The 15,666-nt window shown below is 58.9% G+C and carries 17 protein-coding genes; 5 read left to right on the top strand and 12 right to left on the bottom strand.

Features of this window, described 5'->3' with window-relative positions; genetic code table 11:
* Window positions 1-14: 14 nt before the first annotated feature.
* Complete coding sequence (gene ubiA, locus ACTZWY_RS11680; RefSeq protein ID WP_444790889.1) at window positions 15-995, bottom strand: 4-hydroxybenzoate octaprenyltransferase; 981 nt, start codon at window positions 993-995, stop codon at window positions 15-17.
* Between the two features lie 12 nt (window positions 996-1,007).
* On the opposite strand from ubiA, the gene ACTZWY_RS11675 reads away from it, so the two are divergent.
* The 4 genes from ACTZWY_RS11675 to ACTZWY_RS11660 all read left to right on the top strand — a co-directional run bounded on the left by ACTZWY_RS11675 (window position 1,008) and on the right by ACTZWY_RS11660 (window position 4,778).
* A complete protein-coding gene (locus ACTZWY_RS11675; RefSeq protein ID WP_444790888.1) occupies window positions 1,008-1,745 on the top strand; it encodes a 16S rRNA (uracil(1498)-N(3))-methyltransferase in 738 nt (245 codons plus the stop codon).
* Entirely contained in the window at window positions 1,742-2,263 is a 522-nt protein-coding gene (locus tag ACTZWY_RS11670; protein ID WP_444790887.1) for a hypothetical protein, read from the top strand. Before ACTZWY_RS11675 ends, ACTZWY_RS11670 begins: the two co-directional genes overlap by 4 nt.
* A 161-nt stretch (window positions 2,264-2,424) precedes the next feature.
* Window positions 2,425-3,795: a glutamate--cysteine ligase gene (locus tag ACTZWY_RS11665; RefSeq protein WP_444790886.1), complete on the top strand. Its 1,371-nt coding sequence runs from the start codon at window positions 2,425-2,427 to the stop codon at window positions 3,793-3,795.
* 38 nt (window positions 3,796-3,833) lie between these two features.
* Window positions 3,834-4,778, top strand: a complete 945-nt coding sequence (locus tag ACTZWY_RS11660; RefSeq protein ID WP_444790885.1) for a lysophospholipid acyltransferase family protein — start codon at window positions 3,834-3,836, stop codon at window positions 4,776-4,778.
* A gap of 157 nt (window positions 4,779-4,935) precedes the next feature.
* Here the strand turns inward: ACTZWY_RS11660 and ccoS are convergent, their stop codons facing one another.
* Genes ccoS through ccoN form a run of 9 tightly spaced genes read right to left on the bottom strand, consistent with a single transcriptional unit; the run spans window position 4,936 to window position 13,091 of the window.
* A complete protein-coding gene (gene ccoS, locus ACTZWY_RS11655) occupies window positions 4,936-5,112 on the bottom strand; it encodes a cbb3-type cytochrome oxidase assembly protein CcoS (RefSeq protein WP_444790884.1) in 177 nt (58 codons plus the stop codon).
* An 18-nt stretch (window positions 5,113-5,130) separates the two neighbouring features.
* On the bottom strand, window positions 5,131-7,314 hold the full coding sequence (locus ACTZWY_RS11650; RefSeq protein WP_444790883.1) for a heavy metal translocating P-type ATPase: 2,184 nt from the start codon (window positions 7,312-7,314) through the stop codon (window positions 5,131-5,133).
* Window positions 7,315-7,323: 9 nt separating this feature from the next.
* Window positions 7,324-7,794: a FixH family protein gene (locus ACTZWY_RS11645; protein ID WP_444790882.1), complete on the bottom strand. Its 471-nt coding sequence runs from the start codon at window positions 7,792-7,794 to the stop codon at window positions 7,324-7,326.
* Window positions 7,791-9,221, bottom strand: a complete 1,431-nt coding sequence (gene ccoG / locus ACTZWY_RS11640; RefSeq protein ID WP_444790881.1) for a cytochrome c oxidase accessory protein CcoG — start codon at window positions 9,219-9,221, stop codon at window positions 7,791-7,793. The genes ACTZWY_RS11645 and ccoG overlap by 4 nt, the downstream gene beginning before the upstream one ends.
* 31 nt (window positions 9,222-9,252) lie before the next feature.
* On the bottom strand, window positions 9,253-9,582 hold the full coding sequence (locus tag ACTZWY_RS11635; RefSeq protein ID WP_444790880.1) for a hypothetical protein: 330 nt from the start codon (window positions 9,580-9,582) through the stop codon (window positions 9,253-9,255).
* 7 nt (window positions 9,583-9,589) lie between these two features.
* Window positions 9,590-10,510 carry a cytochrome-c oxidase, cbb3-type subunit III gene (ccoP, locus tag ACTZWY_RS11630; RefSeq protein ID WP_444790879.1) on the bottom strand — a complete coding sequence of 307 codons (921 nt, stop codon included), beginning with the start codon at window positions 10,508-10,510 and terminating at the stop codon, window positions 9,590-9,592.
* Entirely contained in the window at window positions 10,510-10,728 is a 219-nt protein-coding gene (locus ACTZWY_RS11625; RefSeq protein ID WP_444790878.1) for a cbb3-type cytochrome c oxidase subunit 3, read from the bottom strand. The genes ccoP and ACTZWY_RS11625 overlap by 1 nt, the downstream gene beginning before the upstream one ends.
* Before the next feature lie 12 nt (window positions 10,729-10,740).
* Window positions 10,741-11,472, bottom strand: a complete 732-nt coding sequence (gene ccoO, locus ACTZWY_RS11620) for a cytochrome-c oxidase, cbb3-type subunit II (protein WP_444790877.1) — start codon at window positions 11,470-11,472, stop codon at window positions 10,741-10,743.
* A gap of 14 nt (window positions 11,473-11,486) precedes the next feature.
* Complete coding sequence (gene ccoN, locus ACTZWY_RS11615; RefSeq protein ID WP_444790876.1) at window positions 11,487-13,091, bottom strand: cytochrome-c oxidase, cbb3-type subunit I; 1,605 nt, start codon at window positions 13,089-13,091, stop codon at window positions 11,487-11,489.
* Window positions 13,092-13,393: 302 nt separating this feature from the next.
* Here ccoN and ACTZWY_RS11610 point away from each other — a divergent pair, with 302 nt between their 5' ends.
* A complete protein-coding gene (locus ACTZWY_RS11610; RefSeq protein WP_444790875.1) occupies window positions 13,394-14,236 on the top strand; it encodes a universal stress protein in 843 nt (280 codons plus the stop codon).
* A 100-nt stretch (window positions 14,237-14,336) separates the two neighbouring features.
* Here the strand turns inward: ACTZWY_RS11610 and ACTZWY_RS11605 are convergent, their stop codons facing one another.
* Both ACTZWY_RS11605 and fnrL read right to left on the bottom strand, forming a co-directional pair.
* Window positions 14,337-14,792 (bottom strand): hypothetical protein, encoded by a 456-nt coding sequence (locus ACTZWY_RS11605; RefSeq protein WP_444790874.1) that lies wholly within the window; start codon window positions 14,790-14,792, stop codon window positions 14,337-14,339.
* A gap of 113 nt (window positions 14,793-14,905) precedes the next feature.
* Window positions 14,906-15,658 carry a transcriptional regulator FnrL gene (gene fnrL / locus ACTZWY_RS11600; RefSeq protein ID WP_444790873.1) on the bottom strand — a complete coding sequence of 251 codons (753 nt, stop codon included), beginning with the start codon at window positions 15,656-15,658 and terminating at the stop codon, window positions 14,906-14,908.
* Window positions 15,659-15,666: the final 8 nt, after the last annotated feature.

The following is a 15,666-nucleotide window of genomic DNA, read 5'->3' as shown; positions in this document are numbered from 1 at the left end:
GCAGACCGGCGCAATCACACGAAAAGTGTTATGGCGAAAAACAGCGCAACAAAAAGCCCGGCATCGCGGTTGGATCTGAACAGTTTCAGGCACACATCACCATCATCAATATCAAGTCTGGCCAGTTGCCAGTTCATGTGCCACCCGATGGCCCATGCCCCCGCCAGACCAAGCGACATTTTCAGCGGATTCGCCAATGGGGCCAAAGCATAAATCACGGCAAGCGACATCAGAACCACGGTTGCCACCAGAAACCCGCGCAACCATTGATCGGTCTTGTTTCCAAACAGGCGCGCTGTCGATTTCACCCCGATCAAGGCGTCATCTTCGCGGTCCTGATGGGCATAGATCGTATCATAAAAAAGTGTCCAGCAAATGCCGGCCAGATACAGAAACACCGCAGGCAACCCCAGTGCCCCGGTCTGCGCAGTCCATGCCAGCAGCGCCCCCCAGTTGAACGCCAGCCCAAGAAAGATTTGCGGCCACCAGGTGAATCGCTTGGCAAACGGGTAAATCGCAACCAACCCCAGCGACAACACCCCCAGCCCGATGGCCGCCCAGTTGAAGGTCAGCAAGATCAACGCGGCAATGCCCGCCTGAATGGCCATCCAGATGCCGGCTTGTTTCAGCGTGACCTGCCCCGACGGGATGGGGCGCGACCGGGTGCGCGACACCTTGTCGTCAATGTCACGGTCGGTGATGTCATTCCATGTGCAGCCCGCCCCGCGCATCAGGACCGCGCCCACACCGCAGGCCAGCACCAGCCACACTGTCAGCCAGCCCGCCGTTTCAGGATAGGCGGCTGCGCCCAGCAACACTGCCCACCAGCATGGCAGCAATAACAGCCATGTGCCTATGGGGCGGTCCGCGCGTGACAGACGCAGATAGGGGCGCGCCTGTGCGGGTGCGCGCGTGTCCACCCAATTGGCCGCTGGCGCATCAGCTACCGTGCCATTCTTGCCCGGCCCCTCTGGTCTTTGGTCGTCGTCGGTCATACTATCAGCCCCATGACAGCGCATCGTGAACAGGCGAAACACAGGCTCTATCTAGAGCATGCATTGGGGCAGGGGCAAGCGATTGACCTGTCGCGCGACCATGCACACTATCTTTTCAACGTGTTGCGCCTGAACACAGGGCAGCGTGTCGCGCTGTTCAATGGCACACAGGGCGAATGGCAGGCCGAGATTGTGGCGACGGGAAAACGCGGCGGAACGCTGCGGTGCCTGACACAATCCGCGCCGCAACGCATGCCCCCTGACCTGTGGCTGGTATTTGCCCCCATCAAGAAAACGCGGACCGATTTCATCGTTGAAAAAGCCGCCGAACTGGGCGCCGCGCGCATTCTGCCTGTTCAGACAGATTTCACCAATTCCGAGCGCATCCGCCAGGACCGGCTTCAGGCCCATGCCCTTGAAGCTGCCGAACAATGCGGCGGCACTTACGTTCCCCAAGTGGCACAGTTGCAGCCCCTGTCGCGCCTGCTGGACGGGTGGGACACATCGCGCGCCCTGATTTTCGCGGATGAAGGCCTAAGTGGTGCGCCCGCCCCCGAAACGCCCCTGCCCCCGGCCCCTGCGGCAATCCTGATTGGCCCAGAGGGTGGCTTTTCCCCAGCCGAACGGGCACGATTGCGGGCAATGGACCATGTGACACCCGTACCCCTTGGCCCGCGCATTCTGCGCGCCGACACTGCTGCGGTTGCCGCCCTGACACTGTGGCAGGCAACGCGGGGGGATTGGTCGTGATCCGGCCAGAATTGCGCGCAGGGCTGGCGCGCTGGTCTGAAGTGCTGACGGGGCTGGCCATCGCGGTTCTGGGCCTTTGGACGGCCCTTCAGGCGCGCGACAGCTTTTTCCAGCTTCTGGCGGGGTTGGTCGCGGCCATCGGGGTAACTTTGGCCGTGATCGGCTGGCGGCGCTTGCGGTTCCATAGCGTTGCCAATGCCCCCGGCATTGTGCAGGTGCTGGAAGCACAAATTTCGTATTTCGGCCCGGAAACCGGCGGGTTCATCAGCGCCCGCGATCTGATGGAACTGCACCTGACCGACCATGGCACAAACTGGCACCTGATCGGGCAGGACGGCACGCGGCTGGATATTCCCGTGGGCGCGCAAGGGGCCGACGCGCTGTTTGACATATTCGCCAACCTGCCGGATGTGCATATGCAATCCATTCTGGGGGCGCTGAACAACCCCGCGCATGTTCAATCGCGCCCGCTATGGCTGCACCCGTCACGCCGCAGCATTGCCCGACGAGTTCACTAGCATCAAGGCCGATGACACTGACAGACACAGCACCACAGCACATCTTGGCGACCCATTGTGCATTTTTGCAGGGCTGTTCAGCTTGACTTGGACTGCCACAATCGCCAAGTCCCGATTATTGAACACCAACGACACGACATACACACAGGATCGGAGCGCATATGTCCATTCCCCAAACCGGCGGCGGGCCGATCGAAAACAAGGCCCAACTGGCCGAATATCTGGCGTCGGGTTGCAAGCCCAAGGAAGACTGGCGCATTGGCACCGAACATGAAAAATTCGGCTATTGCCACGACACGCTGAACCCCCTGCCCTATGACGGGCCAAGGTCCATCCGCGCGGTGCTGGAAGGGCTGCGCGACCGCTTCGGCTGGACGCCTGTTCTGGAAGGGGGCAATATCATCGGGCTGGAAAAGGACGGCGCGAATGTCAGTCTGGAACCGGGCGGTCAGCTGGAGCTGTCGGGCGCGCCCTTGGAAACCATCCATCAGACCTGCGATGAAGTGAACCAGCATTTGCGCGAAGTGCGCAGCGTGGCCGAAGAAATAGGCGTGGGTTTCATCGGGCTTGGCGCGGCCCCGATCTGGAGCCATGAGCAAATGCCCGTCATGCCCAAGGGGCGCTATGCGCTGATGACCGATTACATGGACCGCGTGGGCACCATGGGCAAATCCATGATGTATCGCACCTGCACCGTGCAAGTGAACCTTGATTTCGCGTCCGAGGCCGACATGGTGCAAAAGCTGCGTGTCGCGCTGGCGCTGCAACCTGTGGCCACAGCACTATTTGCAAATTCCCCGTTCTTTGACGGCAAGCCAAATGGGCACAAAAGCTGGCGCGCGCGCGTCTGGCGCGATCTGGACGCCGCACGCACCGGCATGTTGCCTTTCGTGTTTGATGACGGTTTCGGGTTTGAAGCATGGGTGGATTATGCGCTGGATGTGCCCATGTATTTTGTCTACCGCGACGGCAAGTATATCAACGCACTGGGCCAGTCCTTCCGCGATTTCATGAAAGGGCAGTTGCCCGCCCTGCCCGGCGAAATGCCCACACTGTCGGATTGGGCGGACCATCTGACAACCATCTTCCCCGAAGCCCGCGTCAAGAAATTCATCGAAATGCGCGGCGCGGACGGGGGGCCATGGCGCAGGCTGTGCGCCCTGCCCGCATTCTGGGTCGGACTGACCTATGATCAGGGCGCGCTCGACGCCGCGTGGGACATTGCCAAGGACTGGACGCCAGAGCTGCGTGATGAATTGCGCATTGCCGCATCTGTCGACGGCTTGGCGGGTCAGGCGCAGGGCCTAAAGCTGCATGACCTGGCCCGCGCGACTGTCGACATTGCCGAAGCAGGACTTAAAGCGCGCGCGCAACCCGGCGCAGGCGGCATGTTGCCCGATGAAACCCATTTCCTGAACGCGCTGAAAGAAAGCGTTGAGACGGGCCAGACCCCCGCGGATGAACTGCTGCACCGCTATCATTCGGACTGGCAGGGCGATCTGTCGCAGATTTACGTGGCGTATAGTTACTGAAATCTGACAGTGCGCCTGGCTGATAAGGGCAGGAATTCTTGACTTTGGGCACCTGTCGGGTGCAATCAGCGCGGATGGCGGAACAGTCGGACATATCAACAGCTGACAAGACCACGGCACAGCGCCCCAGTTGGCAGCACTGGGCGCAGGACCGCTTTGCTGCGGTCCTGCTGTCGGCGCTGCGGCCGCTGCCCTATCGCTGGCGCATTCCGGCGATTGGCTGGCTGGGGGGGGCCGTGATTGGACCGCTGGCGGGGATGCGCGCGCGCATTCGGGCCAATCTTGCCTATGTCATGCCGGACCTGTCCCGGTCCGAAGTTGCGCGTCTGTGCCGCAAGGTGCCCGACAACATGGCGCGCACCATGGCCGAAATATTCACCGGCGATGAATTTCTGGAACGCGCGCGCGACAGCGTGGTTGAAGGCACCGGGCTGGCGGCACTGCAAGACGCGCACGCCCAAGGACGGCCCGTCATGTTGGTGACCGCCCATCTGGGCAATTACGACGCCGCGCGCGGGTATCTGCTGGCGCAAGGGTTCAATGTCGCGGGGTTTTATATGCCCATGACCAACCCTGCCTTCAATTCCCGCTATGTTGCCGCCATTTCACATATCGGCACACCTGTCTTCGCACGCGGGCGCGAAGGGCTGGCGCATATGCTGCGGTTCTTGCGCCGCGGCGGGATGGTGGGCATGGTTGTCGACCATTACATGGCGCATGGCGAAGTCATCGATTTCATCGGAAAACCCGCGCGCACCGCGCTTTCGGCAGCGGAACTTGCCTTGAAATACAACGCACTTCTGGTGCCGGTCTATGGCATTCGAAACCCGGACGGGATTTCGTTTCGGGTGCGGATTGAAGACCCTGTGCCCCATTCGGACGCGCGCACAATGACAGCGCAGTTGAACCGGTCGCTGGAAACGCTGGTCAAAACCCATATGGACCAATGGATGTGGTCACACAGGCGCTGGAAGAATACCTGACGCTAAAGCGCCTGCACTGTTCGGTTTTTGCCTGAACCTGCCCTTCGCACTTGGTATAGCCCGCGCACTCGGCAGGACGTGTCACGGCCCGCCGAATGTTCGGCGGCCTGCGGCCCTGATTGCGCACTGGGGGGGTCACCGCGCCACTTGTTGCTGGCTAGCGCGTGTCGCGTTTCACGGGTTTGGGGGCATCATCATATTGCGCGTTCAAAATGCGCTGGCTGTCGCCGTCCGGGTCATCATACATGCCCTTGCGCAGCGTCCACAGAAACGCTGCCAGTCCCACGAACCCCAAAAACAGGGAAACGGGTATCAGAATGGTCAGGACTTCCATGGTGCAGTGATCCTTTTATCATTTCAACCGCAAGGCATTCAGCGTCACAGTGATGGAAGAAATCGACATCACTGCTGCCGCCCAAAGCGGTGTCGCAAACCCCAACAAGGCGATAGGAACGAAGATAATATTATACACCCCTGATTGCACGAAATTCTCTCGGATGCGGCGGGTGCACTGGCCAGCAATGCGCATTGCGTCGGAAATTGGCCCAATGTCACGGCCCAGAAGCACCATGTCAGACGCCGCACGCGCGGCGTCCAGCGCGGATGCAGGCGAAATGGACACATGCGCGGCACTTAGCGCCACTGTGTCATTCAGCCCATCGCCCACCATAAGCACCTTGTGACCGGCATCTTGCAACGCGGCAATCCGTGCGGCCTTGTCCTGCGGCAAGGCCTCGGCGTGCCAGTCATCAATACCCAGCCGCTGCGCCATCTCGCGCACCACGCCTGCCACATCGCCAGACACCAGCAAAACCGCCTTGCCCTGTGCCTGCAATCCCTTGACCACATCTTCCGCACCGGGGCGCAATGCGTCGCTGAACGTAAAGGCGCCGGTGGCGTCATCCCTGCTGAAATAGGCGGCGGTCATTTCAACAGGCACCGCGCCAACCCATGCGGCACGGCCCAACCGCACGCGCTGGCCCTGCCAGCTCCCCTCAACCCCATAGCCGGGCACTTCCTGCACATCTTGCAGCGGCGCGGGATCAACCCCGCGCATGCGCAATGCCTGCGCCAATGCCTGCGCCAGCGGATGGCTGGACGCTTCTGCCAATGCAAGCGCCGCGCGGGTTTCCGTCGCGCCATGGGCTTCAAGATTGGTGGGCGCGGGTGTGCCCATCGTCAGGGTGCCGGTTTTGTCGAAAATAACGGTGTCCACCTCGGCCAGCCGTTCCAGCGCGGTCCCGTCCTTGATCAGCAACCCCTTGCGGAACAACTTGCCACTGGCGGCAGTCACCACGGCGGGAACAGCCAGACCCAGTGCACAGGGGCAGGTGATGATCAACGTCGCGGCGGCAATATTCACCGCCAACCGCAGATCACCGCCTGAAATATACATCCAGACAATGAACGCCCCAATAGATAGCAGGGGAATTGTCGGCGCATAGGCCCGCGCAGCGCGTTCCGCCAATGTCGTATATTTGGTGCGCGCGGATTCAGCATTCGCCACCAGATCCGCCATGCGGTGCAGCGAACTGTCCTTGCCTGCGGCAGTCACGCGCACGGTCAATGGCCCTGTCAGGTTCACTTCGCCCGCGCTTAGCACACTGCCTTCGGCGGCATAGACAGGCAAGGTTTCCCCCGTCAGAAGCGAACGGTCAATTTCTGACTTGCCCACCACCACCACACCATCCACCGGCACCCGTCCGCCGGGACGCACCAGAACCAGATCACCCACCGCCAGATCTGCCACCGAAACTGTGCTTTCAACACCGTCCCGCAGCCGCATGGCGCGTGGCACTTCCAGCGCGGCCAGTTCCTGCGCGGCAGACCGCGCCACAGCACGCGCGCGAAAATCCAGATACCGCCCCGCCAACAGGAAAAAGATCAACATGACCACCGCTTCAAAATAGGCATGTTCACCGGATTGCAGCGTTTCATAAATGGAAATGATCAGCGTCAGGATGATGGCAAAGGAAATGGGCGCGTCCATATCCATGCGGCCCGCCCGCAACCCCTTGATGGCCGCCCGAAAGAAGGGCTGGCCCGAAAACGCCACTGTGGGAATGGCGATCAAGGCCGAAATCAGGTGGAACATGTCGCGGGTCGGCCCTTCGGCCCCCGACCATACAGCCACCGACAACAGCATGATGTTCATCATCGCGAAACCGGCCACGCCAAGGCGCATCAGCAATTCGCGCCCCTGCTTGTCGGTTTCGGTCATCGACAAGGTGCCCGCGTCCAATTCATGCGCGTCATAGCCCAGCCTGTCCAGCCGCGCGATCACGTCCTGAACCCCAACAGCCGCCACCGCATCAACGCTAAGGCGCTTCAGCGTCAGGTTCAGGCGGGCGGAATTCACCCCCTCCATGCGTGCCAAATCGCGTTCGATCGTGGAAATACATGCCGCGCAATGCACTTCGGGCACCGACAACAGCAGCCGCGCATTGGGCAGCGCGGCCCCACCTGCCAAGGCCTCGGCGGCGGGGGCCGCATCGCAGGCCGGGCAGGCCGAAGGGCGAAAGGTTGCAGTGCTCATCAAGCCACCCTAGCGGACGTGCAACACCACACGCTGGCGAAATTCTGTGCCGTCAGCCGCGACCGCATGCATACGAATATTCCAGTTGCCCGGCCCAATTTCCACCGGCGCACGGTAAGCCCCGTCCACAAAGCGGAAATCGGGGGTCTGATCGGCGCGCACATGCGTGGCCGCCCCCACAACCGCATCAAGATAGGCCACTTGGACGGGCGCGCCCTGCGCATCGGTAATGGCCAGCTTCAAGGCCCCGTCTTCCACGCTTGCCTTCACATCCCAGCCCAGCGACAGCTGCGCAGCCAGTTCTGCGTTGAAATTCTGGCTGGCCACATAGGAATTGTCCACTTCCAACCCCGGGAAGGTATTGACCGCATTGAACGCCAGCGTCAGGTTCGCGGCAAGAATAACCCCGAATGCCGAAAGGCAAATTACCAGAACTTTGGTGCCCGTCATGCGGAACCCCTTGGGTGCTGTTTGTGTCATTGGTTCCTCCCGTTGAATGTTGTGTCGGAATAGACACGTTCCGATGTCCCCGACAGGGTTGCCCAAATGCGCGCTGGCCGACGGTCCGCGCTAGCCGATGACGTGTCAGGCGCGGCGGTCAGATAGACGCGCAACAAGGCCATCTCATCGGGGCCAACAGTTACTGCTGTGCTGTCTTCACCTTCGATTGACAGGGCCAGATCGGGGTTTTCCGTCACCGACAACACAAATTCGCGGGGTTCATGATACATGTTGCGCAGCCGTATGTCATAAACATTGCGCACCGTACCGTCAGACAACACAATATGGGTGGGGTTGCGGATCGGTGAAACGCTCATGTCCAGATCGGCGCGGATGAACAGCGCCACGACCAGCCCTATGCCAATAACCCCCCAAATCGCGGTATAAAGCACGGTGCGCGGGCGGAACACATGTTTCCACACGGACTTGGCGTTCTTGCCTTCGCGTTCTGCAATCTCGTCGGACAGGGCCATATAGGCGACCAGCCCGCGCGGCTTGCCGATACGGTCCATCACTTCATCGCAGGCATCAATGCACAACCCGCAGGTGATGCATTCCATCTGCTGCCCGTCCCGAATATCGATTCCCATGGGGCAGACATTCACACATGCCATACAATCAATGCAGTCGCCCTGTCCCGGATCAAGCTGGCCCTTCTTCAGTTTCCCACGCGGTTCGCCGCGCCAGTCACGATACCCGATTGTCAGCGTGTCCTCGTCCATCATCGCGGCCTGAATGCGCGGCCATGGGCACGCATAAATGCAAATCTGTTCCCGGAAAAAACCGCCAAACAGAAAGGTCGTCATCGTCAGGATAAGAACTGTCAGATAGGCAATCATGCTGGCCTGTCCGGTGAACAGATCAACGAACAAGGTGGGCGCATCCGCGAAATAGAACACCCACGCGCCGCCGGTTGCCATGCCGATCAGGAACCACAACACCCATTTCAGGCCATATTTGCGAAGCTTCTCAAAATCCCAGCCCTTGCGGTGCAAGCGCAGGCGGGCGTTGCGGTCCCCTTCTACCCAGCGTTCGACCAGTATGAACAGGTCCGTCCACACAGTTTGCGGGCAGGCATACCCACACCAGACCCGCCCCAAGGCAGACGTAAACAGGAACAACCCGATCCCCGCCATGATCAGCAGGCCCGCCACGAAGTAGAATTCATGCGGCCAGATTTCGATCATGAAGAAAAAGAAGCGCCGGTTGGCAAGGTCCAGCAACACGGCCTGATTGGGCATTTCCGCGCCGCGGTCCCAGCGAATCCACGGAACCAGATAGTAGATTCCCAGCATGACCGCCAGAAGCCACCACTTCATCGTGCGGAAGCTGCCGCTTACGCGGCGCGGGAAAATGGGTTCGCGTTTGGCATACAGGGGCGGCGGGGTCTGGTCTGGGGCACTCATATCCTGCTCCGGCTAATGGCTGATATGGTGATCACATGCGCCACCAGAACAAACCTTGACTTGAATCAAAAAACACTTCCGCAATGCATCTTTTGACAATTTGACGCAGCACCACATTGTTTTTGCGGGGGAATGAGGTAGCGTCGGCCTTCAGTAACACGCGCGAACAGGAACGAAGGCCGACGCAGCCCTGCAGACCAGGGCTTGGGTGAGCTTTGCCATAAATCCGGCGCGCAGCATTGATGCAGATCAAATACTTCCTGGCCCCGAGCAACAGGCGACAGGATGTCGCAAGGTCAGGATTGCCCCTGAAAACGGAACAGGCCCCTGCTTGCGCAAGGGCCTGTTCATTTCCAACCATGCCAGCGTTACTGTCCGCCGCCCAGTTGGTGGACATAAGCCGCAACTGCGCGGATTTCAGCTTCGCGCAGGCGGTTTTCAAACCCGGGCATCACACCGAAGCGCGAATAATAGACCGTTTCGCGAATGGCATCAAACGACCCACCATACAGCCAGACCTGATTGTTCAGCGCGGGCGCACCAAGGAAATAATCCCCCTCGCCGCCATCCCCGTGGCAGGATGCACAGTTTATTTCAAACAACTCTGCGCCCGCTGACGCAAGTTGCGCGTCATGGTCGGACCCCGACAAGGACAGAACGTGATTCACGATCTGGTCAATCTCGGGATCATCCAGCAGACCGTCACGACCAAAAGCGGGCATTTCCGACCAACGCGCATCAGCATGGTCTTCGTTGCGGATACCCCATGTCACCGTTGTCAAGATATCATCATAGGTGCCGCCCCACAGCCAGTCATCATCCAGCAGGTTCGGGTAACCGGCGGCCTGAACACCTGCACCACCACTGCCGTGGCATTGCGAACATTGCGCACGAAACACCGCCGCACCGGCATTCACTGCAAATCGGTGCAAATCGTCATTGTCGCGCAGGTCTTCCAGATCGGTATCAACAAGCTGAACGAAGAACTGCTCGTTGCGGGCCTCGAACTCATCAATCTCGGCGACAACATTGGCGCGGGAGGAATAGCCCAACAAACCCGCCGTCGAGGATTTGATACCCGGCCATGCCGGATAGGCAAGCCAATAGCCGACCGACCAGATAATGGTAATGATGAATATCCAGACCCACCAACGCGGCATGGGGTTGTCGTATTCTTCAATCCCGTCCCAGCTGTGACCCGTGGTCGCAACATCGTCTTTCAGCTTTCTGCCCGGATCAGGATATTGCCGAGAGGCAGGTGTGACCTTGTTTTCGGAATTGTCAGCCATCAGCGGGCCTCTTTCGGTTCGACGTGACGCGCTGCGCGGGGGGCGCTGTCGTCCCCTGCCGGCTTGTCATCATTTCGGAAAATCATGTTCGCGGTTTCATCATGAACCTTCCTTGAACCGGGGCGCAGGATGAACAAAAACACCCCGATGAAGAAGCAAAACATGAACAGCAAATGCCAGCTATCGGCAAACGCACGCAGAAAAGTATATGTTTCCATGTCCCTTCCCCCTTAGCGATTGGCTACTGGAACAAATGTGTCGAAATCGACCAAGGTTCCCAGCATCTGCATGTAGGCAATGATGGCGTCCATTTCGGTGACTTGCGCCTGCCCGTCGAAATTGCGCTGTTGTGCGCCCGGATAGCGGTCCAGAACAGCTGCATCCCCGAAATCTTCGGCTTGCGCGAAGAAGTCACCGACCGCGTTTTCCATCATGTCTTCGGTGTAGGGGTGCCCCAGCGTGCGATAGACCGCCATGATATCGCGCACATGTTCGGCATCCGACCGGTCCAGTGTGCGATCCAGCATGTAGCCATAGGACGGCATGATGGATTCGGGCACGACGTCGCGCGGGTTGATCATGTGCTGAACATGCCAGTCATCCGAATAGCGCCCGCCCAGACGGGCCAGGTCCGGCCCTGTCCGTTTGGACCCCCATTGGAACGGATGGTCATACATCGATTCCGCCGCAAGGCTGTAATGACCGTAACGTTCCACCTCGTCACGCATGGGGCGGATCATCTGGCTGTGGCACACATAGCACCCTTCGCGCAAATAAATCTCGCGGCCCGCGATTTCCAGCGGCGCATAGGGGCGCATGCCTTCAACCTTTTCGATGGTGTTGTCCAGATAGAACAGTGGCACAATCTGAACAATGCCCCCGATGGTCACGACCAGAAACGACAGCACCAGCAAAAGTGTTGCATGCGTTTCGATTTTCTTATGGTGATCAAGAAGTCCCATTCTAGCGCCCTCGGTTATTCAGCGGGCACTGCAGCGGCACGGGCGGGCTGTCTTGCCGCCGTGCTCGTCACAGTTTTCCACAGGTTGTAGCACATGATGATCGCGCCCAGCAGGAACAGCGTTCCGCCCAGACCCCGCACCACATACATCGGGAACTTGGCCGCAACTGTGTCCGCGAAGGAATTGACAAGGAAACCTTGCGCATCGACTTCACGCCACATCAGACCTTCCATGATGCCGGTCACCCACATGGACGCCGCATAAAGAACGATCCCGATGGTCGCCAACCAGAAGTGCCAGCTGACCAGCCGCAGGCTATACAGCCCCTCGCGCTGCCACAGTTTCGGCACCAGATAATACAGCGCGCCGAAGGTGATCATACCGTTCCAGCCCAGCGCGCCGGAATGCACATGGCCAATGGTCCAGTCGGTATAATGCGACAGGCTGTTCACGGCCTTGATGGACATCATCGGCCCCTCAAACGTGGCCATCCCGTAGAAACCCACGGCCACCACCATCATGCGGATAATTGGATCCGTGCGCAGCTTGTCCCACGCGCCCGAAAGCGTCATCAGACCATTGATCATGCCGCCCCAGCTTGGCATCCACAGCATGATCGAAAAGGTCATGCCCAATGTCTGCGCCCAGTCAGGCAGCGCAGTGTAATGTAGATGGTGCGGGCCGGCCCAGATATACAGGAAGATCAGCGCCCAGAAATGCATGATCGATAGTTTGTAGCTGTAAACCGGACGTTCCGCCTGCTTGGGAATGAAGTAATACATCATACCCAGAAAGCCCGCTGTCAGGAAAAATCCCACAGCGTTATGGCCATACCACCACTGGATCATGGCGGACTGAACGCCAGACCACACAGGAACAGATTTCGACCCGAATGCCGAAACGGGAATCGCAGCGTTGTTGACAAGGTGCAGCATTGCAACGGTCACAATGAACGCAATGTAGAACCAGTTGGCGACATAGATATGCGGTTCACGCCGGTTGATGACCGTGCCCATGTAAACCGCAAGGAACGCCACCCAAACAATGGTCAGCCACAAGTCTGTCAACCATTCGGGTTCGGCATATTCATTGCCCTGGCTGGACCCCAGCACATAGCCTGTTGCAGCCATGACGATGAAGATCTGATAGCCCCAGAACACGAACCACGCCAGACCGCCGCCCCACAGCCGCGAGGCCGAGGTGCGCTGAACAACATAGAACGCAGTCGCAATAAGCGCATTGCCCCCGAAGGCAAAAATCACCGCCGAGGTGTGCAGCGGACGCAGACGCCCAAAATTCAAATACCCTTGTGCCCATTGGAAGTTCAGGTCTGGCCATGCCAACTGAAATGCGATGACAACACCGACCAAAAAGCCCACAACGCCCCAAAACGCCGTTGCGACTACGCCAAAACGAACAGGCCCATCCATATATTCGTTAGGATTCGCAACAATGGCCGGTTCCCCGACACGGCGAATTAACCACATGAAGGTGATTGCTGCGGCAAGCATGATCACCAGCATATGGACCAAATAAGGCAAATCGCGTGCCATACTGGCAGCAATCGCAGCGACAACCACGACCACCCCCAATACAACAAGCTTCAAGTAATCCCACATGATCTGCGTCCCTTATTATCATCCTGCTATCTTATTACATATAACACGGACAGTTTTGCATGGTGCGTTTTGTCACGGGCCGGTGGCAAGGACTTTGATTCAGGTCAAATTTCGCAATTGAATTATTTGCGTCAGATCAATGTTTAAGTGCACATCCTCAGGCATGGTGCAACTGGAACGCCCGGATGCTTGGGGGTTCAGACGATGTGCGGCGCGGCACTGCAGCGTCAGGAGTGTGATTTTACGCCTGTATGCGCGAAACATCAAACTGACCTTCACGGCACAGTTCAAGAAAGGAGCTCATGATGTCCTACAAGTCCTTGGTCACGTTCATTGCTGGCGAAACGGGCCTTGCGGCGCTGTTACACTCTGCCGCCGAGCTTGCGCAGCGCTTTGACGCCCATCTGGAAGTGTGCTGCCTTGGCGTTGACACCACGCAAAGCATGGGATTCTACGCTGGTGCGCCTGCAATCATCTATCAGGATTCCATAGATGCCGCCAAGGCAACCGCCGATACGCTGCAAGACAAGGCGCGCGATGTCCTGCGCAGCTGCGACATACGCTGGAGCACTGACAGCGCCGTGTTGTCCTTGGGCGGCATTGCTTCCTATGTCGGGCTGAAGGCGCGGTTCTCTGATCTGGTGGTCCTGCCGCTGCCTTATGGCGCGGGCCGCGGCCCACAAGACGAAGTGATCGTGGAATCCGCATTGTTCGAAGGGGATGCCCCCGTGCTGGTGCTGCCGAAACCGGGGGCCAAGCTGCCGGATTTCAACAAGGTGGTTCTGGCCTGGAACCAAAGTGACGAGGCCCTGCATGCCGCGCGCGCAGCCCTGCCAATCATGACACAGGCCGATCTTGTCAATATGGTTATCATTGACCCGCCGTCCCACGGTGCCGAACGGTCCGATCCGGGCGGCCTGCTGGCCCAGATGTTGGTGCGCCACGGGGTTCAGGCCGATGTGTCGGTTCTGGCACGTGCCCTGCCGCGCACCAGCGATATTCTGCGCAGACACCTGCAGGACCAGTCAGCGGATTTGCTGGTAATGGGGGCATATGGGCGCTCACGCCTGCGCGAAGCTATCCTTGGCGGTGCGACGCGCGACATGCTGGAGGACACACCTTGCGCCGTGTTTTTGGCACATTAAAGCGTGTTGCGCAAAAGTGGGAACCAGTTTTGCGCTTCTCGAATCTGCGAAATCAATAAGTTAGAGTGTGTGGTGTGAATGCGAATGAACGCGACACACTCTAGAATGCGGGGCTTGGATGCGCGGCCATTCCCCGCCGGGCCATTTCGAATTCAATCATGATCATCGCGTCCTGAAAGAACCCTGCAGTGCGTGTGCCTGCGGCATGATCAAGGTCTTGGGCCGTAATACTGGCATAGGCCCGCAAGTCAGCGTTTCCAAGCGCCGCAATACCATTCAGGAAGGTTTGCGTTTCCACGACCGTGTAGGTTTGCAAACCTTCCGGCAGGGGCATGTCATTCCTGTGGGTGCCGGGCGCCGCGAAACTTACCACCTGACCAGACGCGGTTTCTGTATGACTGGGATAGAAGCTGATCACTGCAAGGCAGAAAATGGCGCATAACCGCGCGAAACGGCCCAACCATGCATTATCCTGCGCCAGAACACCATCAGTCGTTGCCGCGACCTGCCCGCCAATGACGACCAGATCATCATAATCCTTATCCCAGTCGAACATTGATCCCCCCGAAACTGCAACACATATACGGGGTTAGAAAACGCTTTGGTGGCTATACAGCGCAAGAAATGTGTTTATTCCATGACCGTCACGACAAGACGGCACCCTGCCCGTCAAACCAGAAAGCCACCATCGGAATCGTCACCTGTTTCTTCCAGAAGACGGTCAAAATCCGGAATGATGATATGGCGCTTGCCTTCGGTCAGAATCAACCCTTCGCGGCGCAGGCTGGACATTTGACGGCTGACGGTTTCCAGCGTCAGACCCAGATATTCTGACATCGCCTCGCGCGTCAGGGGCAGGTCAAAACGCAGCTCCCCTTGTGTCTGGCTAAGTTGCAGCGATGCATCCCGCCGGGCAATGATACACAGCAGGCTGGCAATTTTTTCGCGGGCAGTCTTGCGCCCAAGCAGCAGCATCCATTCGCGCGCTGCGTCCAGTTCGTCCAGCGTCATTTCCAGCAGGCGCTGCCCGATATGCGGCGTGCTGAGCATCAGGCTTTCAAACGGTTTACGGCGAAAACAGCACATCACCAGATCGGTGGCTGCCGTCACATCATAGGCGGACGTTGCCCGTCCGGGCCGACCGGCAAAATCCGATGGCAACAAAAGCCCGACCATCTGGCGGCGCCCGTCTTCCATGGTCTGACTAAGCGTGGCAATGCCGGTCACGACAGACGCGACAAAATCCATTGTATCCCCCGCCCAGACAACGGTTTGACCGGCCTCAAAGCTGCGATAATACTTGATTTGCTCAAGAACCTGCAGTTCGTCAGCCTCGCACCGTGCACAAACGGCGCGGTGTCGAATGGGGCACGCCGCGCAATCATGCCCGGCAGCCTGAATTTTTGGTGTAACGCGCGTCATGCTGGTTG

The organism is Roseinatronobacter sp. NSM (assembly GCF_052379845.1).
GTDB lineage: Bacteria > Pseudomonadota > Alphaproteobacteria > Rhodobacterales > Rhodobacteraceae > Roseinatronobacter.
This window is presented reverse-complemented; position numbering and strand designations above follow the sequence as displayed.